Annotated in this window: 20 protein-coding genes; 7 read left to right on the top strand and 13 right to left on the bottom strand. The window is 72.1% G+C overall.

The genetic code is table 11. The annotated features are described in order from the left end of the window. Positions 1 to 8 precede the first annotated feature (8 nt). From hcaB to ABIA38_RS11825, 8 genes are all read right to left on the bottom strand, one after another. Positions 9 to 848, bottom strand: coding sequence for a 3-(cis-5,6-dihydroxycyclohexa-1,3-dien-1-yl)propanoate dehydrogenase (gene hcaB, locus ABIA38_RS11860; RefSeq protein WP_424638502.1), 840 nt, complete (start codon positions 846 to 848; stop codon positions 9 to 11). A gap of 3 nt (positions 849 to 851) precedes the next feature. Then, positions 852 to 1,697, bottom strand: coding sequence for an alpha/beta fold hydrolase (locus tag ABIA38_RS11855; protein WP_424638501.1), 846 nt, complete (start codon positions 1,695 to 1,697; stop codon positions 852 to 854). Positions 1,698 to 1,711: 14 nt separating this feature from the next. Then, positions 1,712 to 2,245, bottom strand: a complete 534-nt coding sequence (locus tag ABIA38_RS11850) for a 3-phenylpropionate/cinnamic acid dioxygenase subunit beta (RefSeq protein ID WP_424638500.1) — start codon at positions 2,243 to 2,245, stop codon at positions 1,712 to 1,714. Positions 2,246 to 2,319: 74 nt separating this feature from the next. Next, positions 2,320 to 3,522 carry an NAD(P)/FAD-dependent oxidoreductase gene (locus tag ABIA38_RS11845; RefSeq protein ID WP_424638499.1) on the bottom strand — a complete coding sequence of 401 codons (1,203 nt, stop codon included), beginning with the start codon at positions 3,520 to 3,522 and terminating at the stop codon, positions 2,320 to 2,322. Beyond that, positions 3,519 to 3,869 (bottom strand): bifunctional 3-phenylpropionate/cinnamic acid dioxygenase ferredoxin subunit, encoded by a 351-nt coding sequence (locus tag ABIA38_RS11840; RefSeq protein ID WP_424638498.1) that lies wholly within the window; start codon positions 3,867 to 3,869, stop codon positions 3,519 to 3,521. Before ABIA38_RS11840 ends, ABIA38_RS11845 begins: the two co-directional genes overlap by 4 nt. Beyond that, positions 3,866 to 5,155 (bottom strand): aromatic ring-hydroxylating dioxygenase subunit alpha, encoded by a 1,290-nt coding sequence (locus tag ABIA38_RS11835; protein ID WP_424638497.1) that lies wholly within the window; start codon positions 5,153 to 5,155, stop codon positions 3,866 to 3,868. The genes ABIA38_RS11840 and ABIA38_RS11835 overlap by 4 nt, the downstream gene beginning before the upstream one ends. Next, positions 5,152 to 6,057, bottom strand: coding sequence for a VOC family protein (locus ABIA38_RS11830; RefSeq protein ID WP_424638496.1), 906 nt, complete (start codon positions 6,055 to 6,057; stop codon positions 5,152 to 5,154). Before ABIA38_RS11830 ends, ABIA38_RS11835 begins: the two co-directional genes overlap by 4 nt. Positions 6,058 to 6,088: 31 nt before the next feature. Further along, positions 6,089 to 6,901 (bottom strand): 2-keto-4-pentenoate hydratase, encoded by an 813-nt coding sequence (locus ABIA38_RS11825; RefSeq protein ID WP_424638495.1) that lies wholly within the window; start codon positions 6,899 to 6,901, stop codon positions 6,089 to 6,091. Positions 6,902 to 7,047: 146 nt separating this feature from the next. On the opposite strand from ABIA38_RS11825, the gene ABIA38_RS11820 reads away from it, so the two are divergent. Both ABIA38_RS11820 and ABIA38_RS11815 read left to right on the top strand, forming a co-directional pair. Next, positions 7,048 to 8,019, top strand: a complete 972-nt coding sequence (locus ABIA38_RS11820; RefSeq protein ID WP_424638494.1) for a zinc-binding dehydrogenase — start codon at positions 7,048 to 7,050, stop codon at positions 8,017 to 8,019. Between the two features lie 214 nt (positions 8,020 to 8,233). Further along, positions 8,234 to 9,037, top strand: a complete 804-nt coding sequence (locus ABIA38_RS11815; RefSeq protein ID WP_424638493.1) for an IclR family transcriptional regulator — start codon at positions 8,234 to 8,236, stop codon at positions 9,035 to 9,037. Between the two features lie 117 nt (positions 9,038 to 9,154). Here ABIA38_RS11815 and dmpG read toward each other — a convergent pair whose 3' ends face one another. The 4 genes from dmpG to ABIA38_RS11795 all read right to left on the bottom strand — a co-directional run bounded on the left by dmpG (position 9,155) and on the right by ABIA38_RS11795 (position 12,775). Continuing rightward, a complete protein-coding gene (gene dmpG, locus ABIA38_RS11810) occupies positions 9,155 to 10,234 on the bottom strand; it encodes a 4-hydroxy-2-oxovalerate aldolase (RefSeq protein WP_424638492.1) in 1,080 nt (359 codons plus the stop codon). Next, the gene (locus ABIA38_RS11805; protein WP_424638491.1) at positions 10,231 to 11,127 is read right to left on the bottom strand and encodes an acetaldehyde dehydrogenase (acetylating); all 897 of its coding nucleotides are present in this window, start codon (positions 11,125 to 11,127) and stop codon (positions 10,231 to 10,233) included. The genes dmpG and ABIA38_RS11805 overlap by 4 nt, the downstream gene beginning before the upstream one ends. An 88-nt stretch (positions 11,128 to 11,215) precedes the next feature. Further along, entirely contained in the window at positions 11,216 to 11,776 is a 561-nt protein-coding gene (locus ABIA38_RS11800; protein WP_424638490.1) for a helix-turn-helix domain-containing protein, read from the bottom strand. 60 nt (positions 11,777 to 11,836) lie between these two features. After that, entirely contained in the window at positions 11,837 to 12,775 is a 939-nt protein-coding gene (locus ABIA38_RS11795) for a helix-turn-helix domain-containing protein (RefSeq protein ID WP_424638489.1), read from the bottom strand. A 172-nt stretch (positions 12,776 to 12,947) separates the two neighbouring features. On the opposite strand from ABIA38_RS11795, the gene ABIA38_RS11790 reads away from it, so the two are divergent. Further along, positions 12,948 to 14,360 carry an amidase gene (locus ABIA38_RS11790; RefSeq protein ID WP_424638488.1) on the top strand — a complete coding sequence of 471 codons (1,413 nt, stop codon included), beginning with the start codon at positions 12,948 to 12,950 and terminating at the stop codon, positions 14,358 to 14,360. 114 nt (positions 14,361 to 14,474) lie between these two features. Here the strand turns inward: ABIA38_RS11790 and ABIA38_RS11785 are convergent, their stop codons facing one another. After that, entirely contained in the window at positions 14,475 to 15,419 is a 945-nt protein-coding gene (locus tag ABIA38_RS11785) for a carbohydrate-binding protein (RefSeq protein WP_424638487.1), read from the bottom strand. A 445-nt stretch (positions 15,420 to 15,864) separates the two neighbouring features. Here ABIA38_RS11785 and ABIA38_RS11780 point away from each other — a divergent pair, with 445 nt between their 5' ends. The 4 genes from ABIA38_RS11780 to ABIA38_RS11765 all read left to right on the top strand — a co-directional run bounded on the left by ABIA38_RS11780 (position 15,865) and on the right by ABIA38_RS11765 (position 22,159). Next, a complete protein-coding gene (locus ABIA38_RS11780) occupies positions 15,865 to 16,203 on the top strand; it encodes a helix-turn-helix domain-containing protein (RefSeq protein ID WP_424638486.1) in 339 nt (112 codons plus the stop codon). Between the two features lie 239 nt (positions 16,204 to 16,442). Next, positions 16,443 to 17,564, top strand: a complete 1,122-nt coding sequence (locus tag ABIA38_RS11775) for a hypothetical protein (RefSeq protein ID WP_424638485.1) — start codon at positions 16,443 to 16,445, stop codon at positions 17,562 to 17,564. A gap of 3 nt (positions 17,565 to 17,567) precedes the next feature. Continuing rightward, complete coding sequence (locus ABIA38_RS11770) at positions 17,568 to 18,404, top strand: ACP S-malonyltransferase (RefSeq protein WP_424638484.1); 837 nt, start codon at positions 17,568 to 17,570, stop codon at positions 18,402 to 18,404. Beyond that, positions 18,401 to 22,159 carry an SDR family NAD(P)-dependent oxidoreductase gene (locus ABIA38_RS11765; RefSeq protein ID WP_424638483.1) on the top strand — a complete coding sequence of 1,253 codons (3,759 nt, stop codon included), beginning with the start codon at positions 18,401 to 18,403 and terminating at the stop codon, positions 22,157 to 22,159. Before ABIA38_RS11770 ends, ABIA38_RS11765 begins: the two co-directional genes overlap by 4 nt. The last annotated feature ends 65 nt before the right edge of the window (positions 22,160 to 22,224 follow it).

The raw sequence follows: 22,224 nt of genomic DNA, 5'->3' as shown, positions 1-22,224 counted from the left end.
CGGTGGGTTCAGAGGTCCGCGCCGCCCGCGGGGGTGCGGAATCCGCGGACGGCGATGCCTCCGTCCACGGGGATCACGGCGCCGGTGATGTTGCCGCTGTTGCCGCGGGAGGCGAGGAGTACGTACGGCCCGGTGAAGTCCGCCGGCTCGACGCTGGAGTCGGACAGCGGGATCGGCGGTGGTTGCCGCGGGCCGGACGCCTCGTTTCGCGCGAAGGACGCGGCCAGGGTGCGGTCCTGCAGGCCCAGCGCCTCGGGGCCGCGCAGTTGGGTGCGCATGCCGCCGGTGGCCACGCCGTTGACCCGGACCTTGGGGGCCAGCTCGTAGGCGAACTGGCGGAGCAGGCCCAGGCACGCGTGTTTGCTGGCGGTGTAGAGGGGGCCGCCGCCGTTGGTGTGGAAGGAGGCGTTGGACAGGGTCATCACGATGCTCCCGCGGGTGGCGATCAGCTCGCGCCAGGCCGCCTCGACCGCCAGGACGTAGCCCTTGACGTTGATCGAGAATATCTCGTCGAAGGCGTCGGACAACGCCGCCCCGTCGAGTTGGGTGACGCTGCGGTGGTAGTCCCAGATTCCGGCGTTGGGGACGAGGACGTCGAGTTTGCCGAATCGTTCGGTGGTCAGTTTCACCGCCCGATGCAGGTCTTCGGGGGAGCGGACGTCGCCGGTGACGGGCAGTACGCGGTCGCCTCGGTCGCCGGCGGCGACCACGACCTCGTGCAACTGCTCGGCGTCGCGGCCCAGGACGGCCACGCTCGCGCCCTCGGCGAGGTAGCGCAGGGCCACGGCGCGGCCGATGCCGGACCCGCCGCCGGTGATCAGGGCGACCTCGCCCTCCAGCCAGCCCATCGGTCAGCCCTGCCCGAGGAAGTCGGCGACCAGGCGCTCGAATTCGGCCTGCCGCTCCAGCTGGACCCAGTGCCCGCAGCCGCCGAAGACGTGCAGTTGCACGTCGCGGATCTGCTTCAGCATCAGCTGGGCGCCGTCGAGGGTGATCGTGCGGTCCTCGCGCCCCCACAGCAGCAGGGTCGGGGATTGCATCTCGTGGACGCGTTGCCACAGCGGGTCCATGCCGTGGCGCTTGGCGAAGGCGGCGTTGTAGCGGTGATAGAAGGCGATGTGCGACTCGTCGAGGGACGCCTGGTAGCGCGCCTGGACGGTGTCCGCCCACCGCTTGGGCTCGGCGGTCATCACGCCGATGAAGTCCCGCATCTTCTTCAGGGTCGGGCCCTCGCCGTGGTAGTAGCGGAACATCGCCTTCTGGCCTTCGGTCGGCGTCGGGCCGAAGGGCAGCCAGCCGCCGCCGGGTGCCATCAGGACCAGCTTGTCGACCCGCTCGGGCGCGGCCAGGGCGGTGGCGATCGCGGCGGCCCCGCCGAGGCTGTTGCCGAGCAGGTGGAAGCGGTCGACGCCGAGCGCGTCGAGGGTCTGGAGCAGGGCGTCGACGGTGATCTCGGTGATGCTGCGCGCGTCCAGGTCCGCCTCGGTGGGGCGGTAACTGCCGCCGAAGCCGGGCTGGTCGGGCAGGATCACCCGATGGTGCGCGGCCAGGGCGGGCAGGTTGTGCGCGTAGTTGGCGAGGGCGGAGGCACCGGGGCCGCCGCCGTGCAACATCACCAGGGCCGGGCCGGCGCCGGCCTCGGCGACCGCGATCGGGCCGAGCGTGGTCCGCACGGTGTGCTCCATGGGCTCGATCATCTGGGAACTCCGGTTCACAGGAAGGTACTGATGTTCTTGGCGAGCAGGACGTTCTGGTCGAGCAGGATCGTGCGGCGGGCGATGAGCAGGCCGCCGTCGTCCGCGTTCCGGCGCAGGATGTCGGTGCGGGCACCCGCGTAGATGTCCACCTCGCGCTCCAGGCGGTTGCGGTAGCACAGGAAGGCCGACTCGGCGACGTACCGGCCGGCGTGCTCCGGGTCCTGGTGGACCGAGACGTTGGTGACCAGGTGCCGGGTTCGGGACGGCGGGTCCTCGGCCCAGGCCATGCCGGAGTCGAAACGGCGGATCCGCCACGCGAGGCTGGCTTTCGTCTCGTCGAAGATCGCCACCTCGCCGGGCGCGCCGTCCGCCAGGCTCTGCTGGCGGCGCAGCCGGTTGGTGCGTACGGGGGCCCAGTAGTGCAGGTCGTCGGCCAGCAGTTCGAGCCAGTCGGCGTAGCGGTGCTGGTCGAGCAGCCGGGCCTCGCGCGTGTAGAGGCGCTGCACCTCGAAGTGGAGCCGGATGTCGTCGTCGATGGCAGGGCTCATGCGGTCATTCCAACGTGGGTCGGCGGGGCGGGGGAGGGGGTGTGCCGACGGGCGGCACACCAGGCGGGCAGGGGTCAGCGCGGCACCAGCTTGCGCAAGTCCGTGGATGCGTCGGAGAGTTGCCCGGGATCGACCGGGACGTCCCGGTCGATCAGCCGCTGGGCGGCCTTGATGTCGCGGGGTCGGTCGATCGACGCCGCCGCGACGAGCCGGTCCCCGCGCAGACCGAAGGTGGTGAAGGCGGCGTCGGCCGGGGAACCGCGCAACACCGTACGGTCGGCGTCGCCCATCGTGCCCACGGCCTCGAGCCGGGAGCCGTGCCGGTCGGACCAGAACCAGGGCGCGCCGACCTGCGGTGCGGGCCGGCCGAGCAGCCCGGCCGCCGCGGCTTCGCCGTCGTGCCGGGCGGCCTGCCAGTGCTCGTGCCGTACGCGGTGACCGTCGTGCCGGGCGACGTCCCCCACGGCGAACACGTGCGGGTGCGACGTGCGCCGGCTCGGGTCGACGACGATGCCGTTGTCCACCCGCAGACCGGCGGCCTCGGCGAGTGCCGTGGCCGGGCGGATGCCGATGCCGACGACCACGACCTCGGCTCGGACCGGCTCCGTACGCCCGGTGACGTGGACACCAGCGGGCCCGATCCGCTCCACCCCGCCCGTGACCACCTCGATGCCCCGCTCGGTGTGCCGTGCGTGCAGAACCCGGGCGATCTCGACCCCGACGACCGCCGCCAGGGGCACCGCCACCGGGTCGATCAGGGTGACCCGGCAGCCGAGCACGGCAGCCGCCGCCGCGGTCTCCGCGCCGATCAGGCCGGCGCCGACGACGGCCACCCGGGCCCCGGGCCGCAGCCGTTGCCGCAGCCGTTCGGTGTCCGCCCAGGTACGCAGCACGTGTACGGCGGGATCGGCGCCGCCCGGCACGGGCAGCGGCCGGGGGGTGCCGCCGGTGGCGAGCACGATCCGGTCGGCGGTGACCGGGGCGCCCCCGACCACTTCGACGGTGCCGGTCTCCGGGCGGAGCGAGGTCACCACCGTGCCGGGCCGCAACTCGACGGCCTGGTCCCGGTACCACCGTTCCGGGCGCAGCAGGATGTCGTCGTGCCCGGCCTTGCCGAGCAGGACGTCCTTGCTCAGCGGCGGCCGGTCGTACGGCAGTTCCTCCTCGGCGGAGAACACCATCAGGTCGCCGTCGTACCCCCCGGCGCGCAGCGCGTCGCACGTGGAGACGGCGGCGAGGCCCGCTCCGATCACGACGATCCGGCGCGGCGCGCTCATTCGGCGGCCCCGGTGCCCGGGTACAGCCAGATCTCGTCGTCGTGCACCTCGACGCGGTGGGTGCGCATGGCCACGGTGGCGGGCATGCACTGCACCGCACCGGTCCGGAGGCAGAAGCGGGCGCTGTGCAGCGGGCATTCGACCTCGCCGGCCTCGATCCAGCCGTCCGCCAGCGAGGCCCGGCCGTGGGTGCAGGTGTCATCGAGGGCGTGGTAGGCGCCGTCGTCGTGGAAGACGGCGATGGCGTCGCCGTGGCCGGTCTGCTCGGCGGGCACCCGCAGTGCCTCGCCGTCCTCGATGTCGCCGACGGCGGCGACCCGGATTCCTGTGTGGGTGATGCCGCTCATCGGGAGTCCTTCTCGTGCCATGCGGGGGTGTTCATCAGGTCGCGCCAGCGGGTGTAGAAGCCGCGGGCGGCACCGTCGCTGTACAGGCGCCCGGTGGTGCCCGGGTGGATGCCGTCCTCGGACTCCAGGCCCAGGCCCATCTGATAGTTGAGGGTCATCGAGCCCGCCACGAATCCGTGCGCGGTGGCCTGGACCTCGCTCCAGTTCTCGCCGTCGTCCTGCTCGAAGATGCCGGTGGGACCGAAGGTGCGCAGGTTGTACAGGCGTTGGGCGTTCTTGACCTCGTCGGGCATGGAGCGGTCGACGAGCGTCCAGGCCCAGACCTCCATCCGGTTCGGCCCCTTGGGGTGCCAGACCCGGATGCTGCCGTTGACCGGCAGGTAGGAGAAGTTGGGGAAGACCGTCGCGTGGCCCGTGGTCATCGGACCCTCCACCCGTGCGTCGCCCAGGCGTTCGCGCAGCGCGGCGTAGTCGTAGTGGGCGTGCACCAACCGGTCGTCGAAGCGGCTCTTGGGGTGGGTGGGGAAGCCGTGGCCGTGGCCGAGCGGGTCGGTGTACTGGCGTCCCGGGGTCTGCACGATCTCGGCCGTGGGCCCCTTGCCGGTCGGTGACATGACCATCAGGGCCGAGGCGTGCGAGATGTTGACGTGGTACCAGTCGGAGGCGAACTGCTCGGCCGCCAGCTTCCAGTTGCCCTCGAGCACCCACTTGTGCACGCCGCCGACCACCTCGGTGCCCGCCGGGTCGCGGTCGAGCATCGCGTCCAGGTACCACGTCATGCCGCCCAGCGCCTCGACCAGCGGTGGGGCGTCGGGGTTCCAGGTGGCGAAGACCAGACCCTGGTAGGTGTCCAACTGCGCGACCTCGGTCAGGCCCCACTGCTCCCGGTCGAAGTGGGCCGGGTAGTCCTCGTCGTTGGGTACGTTGATCAGCTTGCCGGAGGTGTCGTACGACCAGCCGTGGTAGCTGCACGTGAACGCCTTGGCGGCGCCCGCGTCGGCGCGGCAGACCCGCATGCCCCGGTGCCGGCAGGCGTTGAGGAAGGCCCGCAGTTTGCGGTCGCGGCCCATCGCGACGACGACCGGGTCCTCGCCCAGGTACGTGGTGAAGAAGTCGCCGGGCTTGGCGAACTGGCTCTCGTGGGCCAGGAAGAGCCAGCTGGGCGCGAAGACTCGGCGCAGTTCCTGCCGGTAGAGGGCGGGGTCGGCGAAGATCGTCCGGTCGATCAGGCCGCGGTCGAGGTCGAAGCAGCCGCTGACGTCGACCGGTGGTTCGCGCAGCGTCATGACGTGCTCCCTTCCGGCCGGACCGGACGACGGTGGCCCCACAGGCTGGTGCCGGCGGCGCGGGTCGCGGTCCAGGGGTCGGCGACGGTGATCGCGCCGTGGCCGTATTCGACCTCGAAGCCGGACGGGGTACGGGCGTAGAAGGACAACATCCGGTCGTTGGCGTGCCGGCCCAGGGTCAGCGCGATCGGCGCGCCGCCGGCCAGGCACCGGTCGTACGCGTACCCGACGGTGTCGTAGTCGTCGACCTCCAGCATGAAGTGGAACAGCTCGCCGGGATCGATGTCCTGGCCCGGTTTGCGCTGCGGGTCCAGGACCAGTCCGGCGAACGCGAGGCTGTGGTGGCGCGAGTTGGTGTGCAGGAAGGCCACCCGCTTGCGGCCGAGGTCACAGAAGTCGCTGGGCCGAAAGCCGAGGAGTTCGGTGTAGAAGCGGTAGGTCGCGTCGAAGTCGTCGGCGTTGAAGACGACATGGCCCAGGCCCTGGTCGCCGGTGACGAAGCGGGCGCCGGTGGGGGACACGAACGCGGTGATCGCGGTGCGGGCGCCGTGGAAGATCTCCACACGCACCCCGTTGGGGTCCTCGACGTGGATCAGACCCAACACGTCGCGCTCGCGCAGCAGCTGCTCGTCGGCGTGCGTCACGGCCACCCCGGCGGCGGCCAACTCGGCGGCGGCGGACGCCAGTTCGGTGGGTCCGGGCAGCTCCCAGCCGACGTAGGCGAACTCCTCGGTGTCGGCCTCGTGCAGCGCGATCCGCCAGGCGCGGTCGTCGGCGCGCAGGCGCAGGCCGCCGGCGTCGTCGGTGGTCGCGGCCAGGCCGAGGACATGCTCGGCGAAGGTACGCCATTCGGCGATCCGCGCCGTGCGCAGGCCGAAGTAGCCCAGTGCGCTCAGTTGCATGGGTGACTCCCCATCATCGAACGGTGGCGATTCATCGAACCGTGGCGGTCAGTGCGGGCAGCCGCCCGGACCGGACGGACAAGGTGGTGCCCGGGGTGAGCGGCAGACTGGCGTGCACCGCCCCGGCCAACACCAGTTCGCCCGCCTCGATCCCGGCCCCGAACGGGTGCAGGGTGCGGGCCAGCCAGGCGACCGCCGCCAGCGGGTCGCCCAGCACCTCGGCGCCCCGGCCCTCGGCGGCCGACACTCCGTCGACGGACAACTCGACGGCCTCGTCGGCAAGGCTCGCCAGCAGCTCGGTCGTGGCCTCGACGGCGGGACCGACCACGACCCGGGCGGAGGAGGCGTTGTCGGCGACCGTGTCGGCCAGTTGGATCCGCCAGTCGGCGATGCGGCTGTCGATCACCTCGACGGCGAGCAGCACGCGGGCAACCGCCCCGGCCGCGTCCGCCACGCTCACGTCCGGGCCCGCGAGGCGCCGGCCGAGGACGAACGCGATCTCGGCCTCGGCGCGCGGCGCGATCAGGCCCCGCGTCGCGACGGTCCCGCCGTCCGGGATCAGCATCGACTCGAAGAGCACCCCGAAGTCGGGTTCGTCCACCCCCAGTTGCCGCTGCATCGGCAGCGACGTGAGCCCGACCTTGCGGCCCGCGAGGCGCTCCCCGGCGGCCAGGCGCAGCCGGGTGTTGGCGTCCTGGACGGCGTAGGCCGAAGCGAGGTCCAGGCCCGGGCGCAGTTCGGTGAGCGGCGCGATCGGCGTGCCGTCGGCCTCGGCCCGCCGGAGCAGTCCGGCGAGTTCGTCCAGTGCATTCGTGTCGTCGTCTTCCCGCTTGGCTTCCCGCATGGGCCAAGGAGAGCCCGTGGGCGCGGCGATCGCCCAGCCCGCGTGCCGGGATGCGGCACGACGGTTGGAGCGGGTCCGGCGGCGCGGGGATCGTCGCCCTGGTGCCGGGCGCGGCACCAGTGACCGTACGAGTGAGGAGTGACCGCATGCTTGCAGCCGTGGCCGTGCGCCAGGACCCGGACGATCCGCTGAGCGGGTTGGAACTGCGTGAAGTGCCGGGGCCGGTCGCCCCGGCGGACTGGGCGGTGGTGCGCGTGGTCGCGGCGGCGCTCAACCACCACGACCTGTGGACCCTGCGCGGCGTGGGACACCCGGCGGACCGGCTGCCGATGGTGCTCGGGTGTGATGCGGCCGGGATCGACGAGGACGGGAACGAGGTGGTCATCCACCCGGTGATCGGCGACCCGGCGGCGGGCGGCGGCGACGAGACCCTCGATCCGGGGCGGGCGTTGTTGTCCGAGCGGCACGACGGGGCGTTCGCCGAACTGGTGTGTGTCCCGCGCCGCAATCTGGTGCCCAAGCCCGCCTCGTTGTCCTTCGAGGAGGTGGCCTGTCTGCCGGTCGCCTGGCTGACCGCGTACCGGATGTTGTTCACGCAGGCCCGGATCCGGCCCGGCGACCGGGTGTTGGTGCAGGGCGCCGGCGGCGGGGTGGCCACGGCGGCGATCGCGCTGGCGCGCGGCGCCGGCGCCACCGTGTATGCGACCAGCCGGTCCGCGGCCAAACGCGCGGCGGCCCTGGAGCTGGGCGCGCACGTGGTGGTGCCGCCGGGGGCGCGGCTGCCGGAGCGGGTGGACGCGGTGGTGGAGACGGTCGGCGAGGCCACCTGGGCACACTCGCTGAAGTCGCTGCGTCCCGGGGGCACGATCGTGGTGGCCGGGGCCACCAGCGGGCCCGACCCGGCCGCGGACCTGAACCGGGTCTTCTACCTCCAGCAGCGGGTGCTCGGCTCCACCGGAGGCACCCGCGACGAGTTCGTCCGGCTGCTGCGTTTCCTGGACAGTTCCGGGATCCGCCCGCGGATCGACCGGGTGTTGCCGCTGGCCCGGATCCACGAGGGTTTTCGGGCGATGCTCGACGGCGAGCTGACCGGCAAGGTCGTGGTGCGCCCCGGCTGACCGACCCGCTCGACCGGCGACGGTCCGGATCCGGCGCCGCCGGGTCCGGACCGTCGTGCGTGTGGGGTGTTCACGGCGGTAGGCCAGTCATGGGGGCGGGCCGGTTACCGGGAGGGTCGTTTACCGGGAGGGGTCGTTTACAGAGGCGAAGGCGTCATCTAAAGTGGACGTGCGTCTACTGAAAGCGCCCCTTGATCGACCCCGGGAGCCCACCATGGCCACGTCCCACGACTTCGCCCCGGCCCTTTCGCCCACCGAGCCCGGGCAGCAGACGGCGGTCGACAAGGCGCTCGTCCTGCTGAAATCGCTCGCCGAGCACGACCACGAGATCGGCGTCAGCGAGCTGGCCCGGCGCACCGGACTGACCAAGTCCACGGCCTTCCGGCTGCTCGGCATCCTGCAACGCAACGACATCGTCGAACGGGTCGGCAGCGACTATCGGTTGGGCGCGCAACTCTTCGACATCGGCACCCGGGTCTACGGGCCGACCTCGCTGATGCTCCGCGAGCGCCTGCTGCCGTACCTGGCGGACCTGTACGAAATGACGCACGAGACGGTGCACCTGGCCGTACTGCACGACACCGAGATCGTCTACGTCAACAAGATCCACGGCCACCGCGCGGCCCGTTCCCCCTCCCGGATCGGTGCGCGCCTGCCCGCCTACTGCACGGGCGTGGGCAAGGCCCTGCTCGCCTTCGACCACGACGCCGCCGAGGCGGCCATCGCGCAGGGCCTGCCCACCCGCACCGAGTACACCGTCACCGACGGCGCCCGCCTCCGGGACGAACTGCGCCGCATCCGGCGCGACGGCATCGCCTACGACCGCCAGGAGGTCGGCCTCGGCCTCGCCTGCGTCGCCGTACCGATCATGGGCAGCACCGGGCGACCGGTGGCCGCGCTCTCCGTCGCCGGCGCGAGCCCCCGATTCGACGCCGCCCGCTTCGCCCCGGCCCTGCGCCGGGTGGCCTACGAGGCATCACGGGCGATGAGTGCGGCGCAGAGCCGACAGTCGGCCTGACGCGGGTAGTCGGGACGCGGATATTCAAGCCCCCGCCGAGCAGCACGACGCCCGGCCAGGGCCCGGCGGGCATCCGCCGAGGCCCGCCGGGCCCTGGCCGGGCGTGGCATGCGGCCCTCAGGCCGACTTCGTCGCCGCGGCGAGTCGCAGCGCCACGTCGACGATCATGTCCTCCTGACCGCCGACCACCCGACGCCGGCCCAGCTCCAGGATGATGTCGGCCTCGGACACCCCGAACCGCTCGGCGGCCCGCCGTGCGTGCAGCAGGAACGAGCTGTAGACCCCGGCGAAGCCCAGCATCAGGCTGCCCCGGTCCACCGCCGGCAGCAGGCCCGCCGCGACGGTTCGGGCCACCACGTCCTCCGCCACGTCCGTCAGCGCCGACACATCGATGCCGGTCGCCGCGCCCGCCCGGTCCAGGACCGCCACCAAAACCTCCGTCGCGGCGTTCCCGGCACCCGCACCCAGCCCGCGCAACGACCCGTCCAGGATGCTCGCACCCGCCTCGGCGGCGGCCAGCGCGTTGGCCACCCCACAACCGAGGTTGTTGTGGGCGTGCATGCCCAGCGGCACCTCGTCGCCGAGTTCGGCGCGCAATGCCTGCACCCGATGGGCGACCTGGTGCGGCAGCAGCGCACCGGCCGAGTCCACCACATACAGCGTGTCCGCGCCCGCGTCCCGCATGATGCGCGCCTGGGCGGCCAGTCCCTCGGGGGAGATCATGTGCGAGAGCATCAGGAAGCCCACCGTCTCCAGGCCCAGCCGCTTGGCGGCCTGCAGGTGCTGGATCGCGATGTCCGCCTCGGTGCAGTGGGTGGCCACGCGTACCACGTCGATCCCCGCGTCGACCGCCTCCTTGAGCTGGTCCACGGTGCCGATGCCGGGCAGCAGGAGCGCCGCGAGGCGGGCCTGGGACAACTCGGCGCGCGCCACCCGGATCAGCTCGATCTCTTCCGTGTGGCTGAAGCCGTAGTTGAAGGACGAGCCGCCGAGTCCGTCGCCGTGGGTGACCTCCACCACCTGGACCCGGGCCGCCTCCAAGCCCCTGGTCACCGCCCGCACCTGGGCCGCGGTGAACCGGTGGGCCACCGAGTGCGAGCCGTCGCGCAGGGTCGTGTCGCACACCTGGATCCGCCGGCCGTCGAGCGGACCGCCGGCGCCGTCGCCGACGACGGGGGAGGAGAAGGTGTCGTTCATCGGTTCGCTCCCGTCAGTGCCGGGGCCAGCTTCTCCGCGGTGGCGACGGCTGCGGCCGTGATGATGTCGAGGTTCCCGGCGTACTCGGGCAGATAGTCGCCGGCGCCGCGCACCTCCAGGAAGACGCTCACCTTGGTGGTGCCGCCGGGACCCTGGCCGGGCTCGACCAGCGGGCCGGCGGTGATCCGGTAGCCGGGCACGTATCCGGCGACCACCGCGGCCATGTCCCGCACCGAGCGCACCAGTTCGGCCTCGTCGACGGCCGGGTCCACGGCGCAGAACACCGTGTTGCGCATGATCACGGGCGGGTCGGCCGGGTTGAGGACGATGATCGCCTTGCCGCGGCGCGCCCCGCCGACCCGCTCCAGGGCGGACGCCGTCGTTTCGGTGAACTCGTCGATGTTGGCGCGGGTTCCGGGACCGGCGGCCCGGCTGGAGATGGTCGCCACGATCTCCGCGTACGCCACCGGGGCGACCCGGCTGATCGCGGCCACGATCGGTACGGTGGCCTGGCCGCCGCAGGTGACCATGTTCAGGTTGGGCTCGGCCCGCACCAGGTCCAGATTGACCGCCGGTACGACGAACGGGCCCACGGCGGCGGGCGTCAGGTCGAGCGCGGTCAGCCCGGCCGCCCGGTAGCGGTCCGCGTTGGCCGCGTGCGCGGCGGCCGAGGTCGCCTCCAGGACGAGGTCGAACTCCCCGGCACGCTCGAGCAGTACGTCCACTCCGCCGCTCGTGGCCTCGATGCCCGCCTTGCGGGCCCGGGCCAGCCCCGGCGAGTCGGGATCGATCCCCACCAGGAGTTTGGCCTCCAGCTCCGGGGACCGCTGGATCTTGGCGATCAGGTCGGAGCCGATGTTCCCCGAACCCACCACCGCACAACGCAGCACCACGTGGCACCGCCTTTCATCTCGGCTGATGCCACGGTCTCCGCTCGACCGTGCCCGCCCAACCATCCGTGCCGGTCTGCGGCACGGGCCGTCAGCGGGCCCCCATCCCCCCGGTACCGGGTTGCACCCTCGGCACGCTCACCACCAGGTGCAGCAGACTCTCCCCGTCGAGCGACTCGTAGGTGTGCGGGGAGTCACCCGGATAACGCGCGAAGTCGCCCTCGGCCAACTCCACCGGGCTGTCGACCGGTCCGACCCGCACCCGCCCGCTGATCACATACACGTGCTCCAGGGTCCCCGGCGGATGCGGCTCCGACGGCGCGCCGGGCCTACCGGTGATCCTGACCAGATAGTTCTCGATCACACCGGATCCGTACACGTGGTCCAGGGTTCGCGACTCGTAGCCCGTGTGCCGCTTCCACACGACCTCGTCGCCGCGCTGCACGGTCATCACCTGCTCGCGTTCGGAGACGAGCCGGGTCACCGGCACCCCGAGCGCCGTCGCGATGGAGAACAACGTCTCCACGGTCGGATTGCCCGCCCCCTGCTCCAACTTGGACAGGGTCTGCTTGGCCAGGCCGGCCTGTCGGGCCAACTCGGCCAGGGACAGGCCCCGCTGGTCCCTGAGGATGCGTACGTTCCGTGCGACCACGGCGTTTCCCGACGACACGATGGATCACTCTAGGGGTAGTGCCCCAGGCGGGCGAGGAGGTCAGGGCGTCGGCAGGGCCCGGGCGCGGAAGTCGCCCGGGGACGTCCCGTACTCGGCCCGAAACGCCTTGCCGAAGTGGCTGGCCTCGCGAAATCCCCAGCGCGCGGCCACCGCGTACGCGGGCAGGTGGGCCAGGCCCGGGTCGGCGAGGTCGCGGCGGATGTGGTCCAGGCGCCGGCGCCGGACGTGGTCGCCGACCGTGTCGCCCTGTTGCCGGAACAGCGCGTGCAGGTGGCGGACCGAGATGTGGTGGGCGGCGGCGATCGTGGCGGGCGGCAACTCCTCGGCGAGATGGTGGTCGATGTAGCCGAGCACCCGGTCGAGCACCGGCACCCGGTTGCCGACGGTCTGCGGCCGGGCCGCCTCGCGCATCAGGGTGCGGAGCATGTGGGCCACGCTCTCGCCCAGGTCGTGCCGGGACAGCGGCCCCAGGCGGTGGGCCAGGTCGGCCACCTCGACCAGGGTGGCGGTGAGGATCCGACCGCCCGGCGATTGGCGCAGGTCCCGGTTGGCGACGGCGTTCTCGGCCGCGCCCGCCGGGTGCGCCGTGCCGCAGTCCATCCGCAACACGAACCAGCGGTAGGGGCCGCTGATCTCCAGCAGGAACGGCCGCGCGGCGGTGTAGAGGAGGAGCTCGCCCGGAGCCGGCGACGTTCGCCGGCCGTCCTGCTCCAAGGTGGCGTCGCCGGACAGCAGCAGGCCCACCATGAGTCCGGCGGATTGCACCTGCGGCGACAGCCGGGAGCGCACCCGCACCTCGTGCTCGCCGTGGATGTCGCAGGTGCTCAACGCACCCAGGCCGAGCGGGCGCAGGTCCGCCTCGAAGGGCCGGTCCGCCGAGTGGACCAGCACCGTGTCGAACGCCCGGGCGCGGTCGGGGGCGTCGGTGTCGAGGTAGCCGAACAGCAGGCTGCCGTCGTCTCGTGACTCGATGGGCATGTCCGGTTCCTCCGGCTTCTCCTCCGGGGGCTCGCGCTGTGGGACCACAACCGTGCGCTGTCGTACCAGCGCGCGGGGCGGTGTTGGCGGATGCTCACACTCGACCCGGAGCCCCTGGAAGCGACGAGGCTAACAGGCCGATCCGTCACCGCCCCAGCCCCTTGGAGCCAACATGGACCCGTTCGATTCGGCCACCGACCTCGCCGCAGCCGTGCGCACGAAGGAACTGAGCCCGGTCGAGATCGTCGACACCTACCTGAAGCGGATCGACGCGTACGACTCCTCGCTCAACGCCTTCGTATGGCGTGACGACGAGGCCGTGCGCGCCGCGGCCCGAGCGGCCGAGCAGGCCGTCGTCGACGGCGCCGACCTGCCGCCCTTCCACGGGGTGCCCATCCCCATCAAGGACATGACGCAGGTCGAGGGACAGCCCGCCACCTTCGGGGCGCACGGCGTCTCGGACACCCCCCGGCAGCTGACCGAGCCCGTGGTGTCCCGGTTCGTCGACGCCGGGTTCCTGCTGTTCGGCCGGACCAACACCGCCGAGATGGCGCTGTTGTCCAGCACCGACAACAGCCGATACGGCGACACGCGCAACCCTTGGCAACTCGGCCACTCCGCCGGCGGATCGAGCGGCGGCGCGGCGGCGGCCGTCGCGGCCGGCCTCGCACCGGTCGCGCACGCCAACGACGGCGGCGGCTCGATCCGGATGCCCTCCTCGTCCTGCGGCGTGCTCGGCCTCAAGCCCAGCCGGGGCCGGGTCCCGCAGTATGTGCCGGTGTGGGACCACGCCACCGTCGAGGGCGCCATCACGCGCAGCACGCGCGATGCCGCCGCCCTCCTCGACGTCATGTCGGTCCACGACCCGCTGGCCATGTACTGCGCGCCGGCCCCGGAGCGCCCGTACGTCGAGGAAGTCGGCCGGGACACCGGCCGCTTGCGGATCGGCCTGCTGACGGACGCGCCGACCGGCATGCCGGTGGACCCGGAGTGTGTGGCGGCGGCCGAACACACCGGCCGGCTCCTCGAGTCCCTGGGCCACACGGTGTTCCCGGCCGCCGCCCGGTTCTTCAGCCCGGAAGCACTGACGGGGTACGCCCGGACCATCCTCGACGCTTCCATGTGGGCGGCTCCCTACGACGACCCGACCCTCGCCGAACCGCACCTGCGGTACCGGATGGAACGGGCCAGAACACGCCACTCGGGGGAGTACGCCACGGCGGCCATGCTGCTCGCGCAGGAGAGCCGGGAGGCCCGCGCCCAATGGGGCCGGGACTTCGACGTGTTGCTCACGCCCACCATGGCGTGTCAACCGCCGCCGATCGGCCACTGCCTGACCGAGAACAACACGAACCCCGGTGGACCGAGGGTGACGGAGACCCGGATGATCTCCTTCACGGCGGTCTGCAACATCACCGGTCTGCCCGCGGTGACCCTGCCCACCTACACCTCCTCAAGCGGACTGCCGATCGGCAGCCAACTGATCGCCGGCCCCTGGGACGAGGCCGTGCTCATCCGCCTCGCCGCCGCCCTGGAGCAACTCGACGACTGGACCCGCCGGCACCCCGCCGACTTCCGCGCCTGACCCGCCCCCCTGCCCGGCGTCCGGCCGGCCGCCGGGCACCGGCCGCGCGGGGATCGTGGTGCAGCGCCGGACGGGGGATCGAGTCCACCGTCCGGCGCGCGGCCGGCGGGACGATCAGGGATGCACCGTCCAGTGGTGGTTCTGCGCGGCCTGGGTGAAGGTCAGCGACGGGCACAGGTAGTCGTCGCCGCGCGGGTCGGTGCTGGTCCAGGGCGAGTCGGCGGGGCTCGCGAGCTGCCACGCGCCGCCCCGGCGGAGCTTGATGTCGCGGCTGTCGAAGGTGGTGTTGCGCGCCTCGGAACAGAAGTAGCCCGCGCCGGTGCCGGCGTCGACCGTGGCGTAGATCTCGAAGATGTCCCAGCCGTAGTCGAGCGCGCTCTGGTCGGTGCCCGCCGACTGGAACAACAACTCCCACGCCTGCGTGCGGTAGTTGTACAGGTAGGACGACCACGCGTTGCCCGAGGTCGCGTCCTGGGTCAACTGCACGCTGTAGGACGTGATTCCGTCGGTGGTGGTGGTGTACTTGGCCAGGAAGTCGGCGTCCACCTTCAGGGTCTTGGCGGGGCCGCTGGTGCCGCACCAGTCCCACGCCCAAATCTCCGCGCCCTGGCTCCAGTAGGCGGTGACCACCTCCATGCACGAGTTCTTCGCCTTGGTGGTCGGGGCGTAGGTGAAGTTCTCCGAGTCGGTGACCTTGTACGACGGATCCACGCTGTGCGTGGCCGTGATGCCGTCATGGGTGCCCGCCTGCGGGAAGACGCCCCAGAAGTTGTGCGTCGGCGCCAGGCTCGCGCCCGCGCCGGCCGTCGCGACCTCCTTCGGGGTGCGCGCGGAGTCGCCGGAGAGCGCCGAGCGCAGCTTGGCGCGCTGCTCGACGAAGGCGCGAACGGCCTTGTCCCGCCCGGGAGTCGGCGCGGCGGACGGGTGCTGCGCAACGACCCCTCGATGCGGCGCGGTGGGCGAGGGGACGGCGCCGGACCGCTTTGATCCGGTCGCGCCGGCGGGTCCGGCGGGACCCAGCGCGAGAAACGCGACGAGCGTGGTGACCAGGGCGATCACCAGGCCGAGGGGAAACGGGCGAGGGCGAGAGCGGGGACGGGCGCGGCGTAACATGCGTCTCCTCGGGGGGCGGAAGTGGCGTGGAACCGGAGGACGGACGCCGCCGCGGAGTCCGAACCAACCACCGTCGAGCGGGACGTTCTCGTACAGCTCCGGTCGGACGGCACCAAAGTAGCCGTCGTCCCGATCCCGGGGTAATCACATCTGCCGATAACATCACACATGCCGGACACCACACGGCAGTTCGCCCGCCGAGGATCCCGCCTCCCGCCGACGCGACTCGCCGGCCGCCGGCACGGCGACGCGCACCCGACGCCCGACCAGGGATCGGGACGGCCTTGACGTGCTTGCACGGCCCGGGCCACGCTCGTGCGGGGAACACGATTACCTTGATTCTTGAATGATTTCATCGCCGAAGTTGCCGCAGGCTAGCGGAAGGTGATCCATGAGCCTGGTACATGGTGAACTGGACAGCGGAATTCGCTGTGTGAGCACCGCCGGGACGCTTCGTGGGCGGGATCTCGCCCCCACGCTGGCATTGCTGGACCGATTATCGGCGAGGGAGCGGGAGGTCCTGCTCCTCATCGCCTCTGCCTACAGCGACGCGGAAATCGCCACGAGGCTTTCGATCAGCCATCGCACCGTGCGCGCCCACGTCAGCGCCATCTTCGAGAAGCTCGCGATCGGCAGCCGGGTCGAGGCCGCGATCGTCGGCACGACGGCCTGCCGGACCGCGCGACCAGGGCTCCTGTGCGGAGGGCCACACCATGACTGTCATAAGTGACGATGGTGCTCGGTCGTCACAACCGTGACACTGGTCCCAGTGAACGACGAACGTCGCACGAGTCACACCGTACGACCGACCCGGACGGGCCGCGCCGCAGGTCGCCCGGCTCGCCCTGATCGGCAGCCGTTCGGTCCGCGCCGGAATCGGCCCGCGGATTTCGCACCCGCCCGCCACTCGGATTCGAACGAGCGAATATCCCGGAACACGCCATGAATTCCTGACGACCCAGGTGATCCGTGCGCACACTACTTCTCTTCGACGGTTTGGGCAGCTCGTGCGGCGATCTGATCACACTGCTGCGGGAACAGTACGCGCGGCCGGAAAACCGCGCCTTTTTCGCCGTCGTATGCGACGCGGTGGAATCCACCCTCGAACACGTCGGAGCCGACGTGCAGCGGGAGTTCCTGCCCACCGGACTGCCGCTGCGCACCTGGCTGCGGGCACCGGACCCACCCACGGTGTCGCCGGTCGACTCCATCACCGCGGGCGTGTGTACGCACGCCCTGCAACTGTGCCACCTGCAACCGGCGCGACCCTCCGGGCGAGAGCACGCCGTGGCCGCGCTCGGCCTCAGCCTCGGTCTCCAGGCCGCGATCGTCGCCGGCATGGGCATCCGCCGACCCGACGCCTTCCTGGAGTTGTGCGACCGATCCCTCCGGCTCGTCGTCCTGGCCCTGGTCAGAGGCCATCAGCTCACCGCGGCGGACACCATCGATCCCGAAGCGCAGCGCAGATACACGCACCGGCACCCGAGCACCCGACCCCCCACCCCCATGGCAGCGGTGACCGGCGTCGACCGCGACGCGCTGACCGACGCGGTCGCCGGGCACAACGCGAGCGGCGACCGCCGCGTGCACGGACGCGGCGTCGAGGTCGCCCTCGTCGCCTCGCCACGCACCCGGATCCTCAGCGGCCGGACCGAGGACCTGCTCGACTTCCACCTCGCGCACGAGCGGTTCCTCACCGAGGCAGCCGCCGGCTGGACCTTCCTGCGCAGCACGCTGCCCTTCCACAACACCCGACTGGCCCCCGTCCTGCACCGGGACGCCGACGACCTCAAATTCGTCGGCACGACCCCCACCGGCGAGCGGCTGCGCATCCCCGTCCACGCCACCGACACACCACGCAACCTCCAGGAATCGACCGACCTGAACGGCGAGTTCCTGAACCTCATGATGGTGCGACCCGTCGACTGGCCGGCCACCGTCGCACACGTCATGGACGCGTGTAGACCCGACCGCGTCGTCGACTTCGGCCCCGGACCGGCCGCCCGCGTGTTCACCCGCGAGTGCCTGCCCGCCGGCGGCCCCCGACCGCGATTCCAATCCGGCCGGCCGGCCCGGACACAGGGAGGGTGACCGATGCGATGCCTGCTGTTCCCCGGGCAAGGCGTCCAGCGCCGAGGCATGGGCGCGGGACTGTTCGACGAATACCGGGAGATCACCGACACGGCCGGCGAGATCCTCGGCTACTCCATCGAGGACCTCTGCCTGCGCGACGAGCAACGGCAGTTGCGGACCACCCGGCACGCCCAGCCGGCCATCTTCTTCGTCAACGCCCTGCTCGGCATGCGGCAGTTGCGGGAGGAGCCCGACGCGTACGCCTACCTCGCCGGGCACAGCCTCGGCGAGTACGACGCGCTCGTCCTCGGCGGCTACCTCGACCTGCACGAGGCGTTGTTGCTCGTCAAGCGGCGCGCCGAACTGATGGCGCGCGCCGGCGGCGGCGGCATGGTCGCGATCATCGGCGCCCCCGGCGCCCTGGTCCAGCGGGCCCTGCACGAGACCGGACTGTCCAAGGTGTACATCGCCAACCGCAACGCCGACGTGCAGACCACCATCGCCGGCGACAGCGCCGAACTCCAGGTCGCGGCACGGGCCATGGCCACCCTGCCGGGCGCGCGCGTGGTGCGGCTCAACGTCAGCGGGCCGTTCCACACCCCCCTGATGGAATCGATCGGGACCGAACTCGCGGAGATCCTGCGCGGCTGCGCCTTCACGCCGGGACACCTCCCGGTGATGTCGAGCGTCACCGGAGAACTCTTCGACCCCGAGCACGCGGTCGAACTGCTCGCCGGGCAGGTCTCGGCGCCCGTGGAGTGGATCCGCACGGTACGCGCCCTGCGCGCGGCGGGGGTCACCCACTTCGACGAGGTCAACGGCCGGACCATGGTGTCCCTCACCGAAGGAATCCATTGAACCCCGATATCGCGGACCCGACCGACGGCGCGGCGCGCAGCGCCGCGGACATCGCCATCATCGGCATCGGCATCGACATTCCCGGCGCGCGGGACATCGCCGCCTACTGGCGGATCATCGAGTCCGGCACCAGCCTGACCCGGCCCTTCCCCGCCGATCGAGGGCGCAAGCTGGAGGAGTACATCCACTACCTGCGGGCGACCACCGTCGAACCGGTCCTGGACCCGGACATCGACTACCACGCCGGCTGCTACCTCGACCGGGTCGACGCGTTCGACCACGCCGTCTTCGGCATGACCCCCAAGCAGGCCGCCACCACCGACCCGCATCAGCGGCTCGCGCTGCGCATCATGTACCTCGCGTTGGAGGACGCCGGGTACTCCGGCGAACGGGTGCGCGGCAGCCGGACCGGGGTGTTCGTCGGCTTCGCCACCAACCCGGGCTCCACCTACCTCGACTACGTCTGCCGGATCGACCCCGAACTCGCCCAGCTCGCGCTCACCGGCAACATCCCGACCATGATGGCCAACCGACTCTCGCACGTGCTGGACCTGCGCGGGCCCAGCGTCGTCGTGGACACCGCGTGCTCGGCCTCGCTGGTCGCCGTGCACCAGGCCAAGAACGCCCTGCTCGCGCGGGACTGCGACCTCGCCGTGGTCGGCGGCGCCCGGATCGTCTTCGCGCCGGTCAAACACCCGCACACCAGGATCGGCATCGAGTCCGGGGACGGGGTCACCCGCACCTTCGACGAGTCCGCCGACGGCACCGGATTCGGCGAGGGCGCCGGGTCGGTCGTGCTCAAACGCCTCGCCGACGCCATCGCGGACGGCGACCGCATCCACGCCGTCCTCAAGGGCAGCGCGGTCAACCACGACGGCCGGACCGAGGGCATCACCAACCCGGATTCCGACTCCCAGGCGGAACTGCTGAGCGCCGCGTGGCGCGACGCGGGCGTCGATCCACGCACCATCGGCTACGTCGAGGCACACGGCACGGCCACCAGCGTGGGCGACCCGATCGAATACGAGGGACTGCGCCGCGCGTTCGCCCGACACACCGCGGACCGCGGCTTTTGCGCGGTGGGCACGGTCAAGGCCAACATCGGGCACCTCTTCGAGAGTTCCGGCGTGGTCGGGCTGATCAAGGCCGCGCTCACCCTCAAGTACCGCACCATTCCGCCACTGGCCAACTTCAAGGTCGCCAACCCGAGGATCGACTTCGCCTCGGGGCCGCTGTACGTGCCCACCGACGCCCGGCCCTGGGCCGCCCCGGACGGCCCCCGGCGCGCCGGCGTCAGCGCGTTCGGTCTCGGCGGCACCAACGCCCACGTGGTCCTGGAGGAGTACGCCGCCCCGACCCCACCCCCGGACACCGGGACCGGACCGGACCTGTTCACGCTCAGCGCGGCCACCCCGGCGTCGCTGACCCGCCTCGTGGCCGCCCACCTCGCCCACATCGAGCAAGGCGGCCTCGACGGCGTCGAGTTCGCCGACGTGTGCCACACCACCCGGGTCTCGCGGTCCGCGCACCGGCACCGGCTCGCGGTGATCGCCGACGGTATCGCCGACCTGCGGATCGCCCTCGCGGACAGCCTGGCCGGCGACGCGGCGGCCGGCGGCGTGTACCCGCGCCCCGTCGACGGGCAGGGCGAGCCGGCGCGATCGCCCGCCGCGGCCGAGCTCGCCGCGCAGGCGACCGCGTGGGTGGCCGGCGGAGTGCTCCCGCACCGGACCGCGTACCGGGTACGCACGCCGCGGATCGTGGACCTGCCGGGCTACGTGTACGACGACGAGACCCGCTGGATCGACTTCCCCGACCAGACCTGGCGGGCCCGACGCGACGTCGCGCCCCCCGAACGCAACCCGCTCACCCACGACGTGGAGTTCCAGCCCGCACCCGCGCCCACCGCACCGGAGGCGCCGGTCAGGATGCTCGCCCTCGTCGGCCCCGACGGCGCCGCGGAATCCGCGCTCGCCGCCGCCGGCCCGCCCGACCTGCGGGTGTTGCGGCTCGCCGACCCCGGCCCGCCCGGTGCTCTCGACGACGACCGATTCACCGTCGACACCGCCTCGTTCGACCGGATCGCCGACCTCGTCCTGGACCACGACTACACCCACATCGTGCACGCGCTGTCCTTCGAACGTGGCCCAGCCGAGGATGTGGCCGAGGTCGACCGGCGGGTGCGCAAAAACCTGCACAGTCTGTTCCTGCTGGCCAAGTCGCTGATGACGCACGGGACCAAGACGACGCTGGTGGTCCTCACCCGCGAGGCCCTGCCGATCGAGCAGGGCGCGCACTGCGCCACCGAGAACTCCTCGCTCGTCGGCCTCGCCAAGGTGGTCACCCGTGAGTACCCCTACCTCAAGACCATGGTCGTCGACATCGACGACGCGGTGCCCGCGAAGGCACTGGGCGCGCAACTGGTCTCCCCCGACACCGGCGTGTTCGCGCTGCGCGGCCGGGAGCGGCTGCGCGAGGTCTTCGTCGAGCTGGCGGACATCAAGGAGGACGGACCCGCCGAGTACCTCAGGCCCGGCGGGGTCTATCTGATCACCGGCGGCACCGGCGCCCTCGGCCTCGCCGTCGCCCGCTCGTTCGCGCGGATGCGACCCGGCATCACCCTCGTCCTGCTCAGCCGTTCCGGGACGGCGGCGCGCGCGGAACGCCCCGGTGTCCTTGCCGCCACGCAGCCGGACGACGGTCCGGCCGCCCGGGTCGCCGCGGTTCGGGACCTGTCGGCCCTGGGCGTCGCGGTGGACGTGCGACGCGCCGACGCCGGAGACCCGGAAGCCCTCACCGCCGTGGTCGCCGAACTGCTGGACCGATACGGGCGCATCGACGGCATCGTGCACGCCGCCGGGCTGCCCGGGGACAGTACGATCATGTTCCGCGAGCCGGCGGACTTCGAGGCCGTCGTACGGCCGAAGCTGCACGGCGCGTACGTCCTGGATCGGGCGACGCGCGACAACCGCCCCGACTTCATCGTGTACTTCTCGTCCGTCGCGTCCGTCTTCCCCGCCCCCGGCCAGGGCGACTACGCGGCCGCGAACCACTACCTCGACGCCCTGGCCCGGGCCAACGCCGACGAGCACTGCCACGTCCTGGCCCTCGACTGGGTCGCGTGGAAGGAGATCGGCATGGCGGTGGACTACGGCACCAACGCCGACACGATGTTCCGCGGCCTGACCACCGACGGCGCGCTGTCGATCCTGGACGCGGGGCTGCGCTCGCGCCGCTCCAGGATCTTCGCGGGCGAGACCAACTACCGCGGCGAGTTGATCCATCTGCTCGACTCCTACGATGTCGCCCTGTCACCCGACATCGAGTCCAAGGTCCGGGTCGCGATCGCCGCCGCCGAAGGCAGGCTGCGCGAGGCCGCGGGCCGGATCAGGCAGAGCGTGGCCGCCGTCGAGGTGGAACTCACCGGAGGGCCGGGCGGCGACTTCACGCCCGTCGAGCACACGGTGGCGCAGTGCCTGGCGCTGGCGTTCGGCTATCCCGCGCTCGACGTCGACGCCGACTTCCTCGACCTCGGCGGCGACTCCATCATGGCCACGTCGGTCGCGGGCAACATCTCGGCCTGCTTCGACGTGCCGTTCGACGTCGCCGACCTGCTGGCCGACCGCACCATCGCCGAAATCGCCTACCACGTCGAGTCGTTGCGCGGCGACGGGCTCCTCGACGCCGACGAGCCGGAGCCGGGCGGGCCGGACGCCGAGCCACCGGACTCGGAAATCCCGAGCGCCCGTGCCTGAGCGAGTACCCGGGGCCGGATCCCGGCCCCGGGCCGGGTCCGCGCCCGGGCCCGCGTCACCGAGGG

Source organism: Embleya sp. AB8 (assembly GCF_049739465.1).
Taxonomy (GTDB): Bacteria; Actinomycetota; Actinomycetes; order Streptomycetales; family Streptomycetaceae; genus Embleya.
Note: the sequence above shows the minus strand (reverse complement) of the source record. Positions and strands in the feature narration are given on the sequence as shown.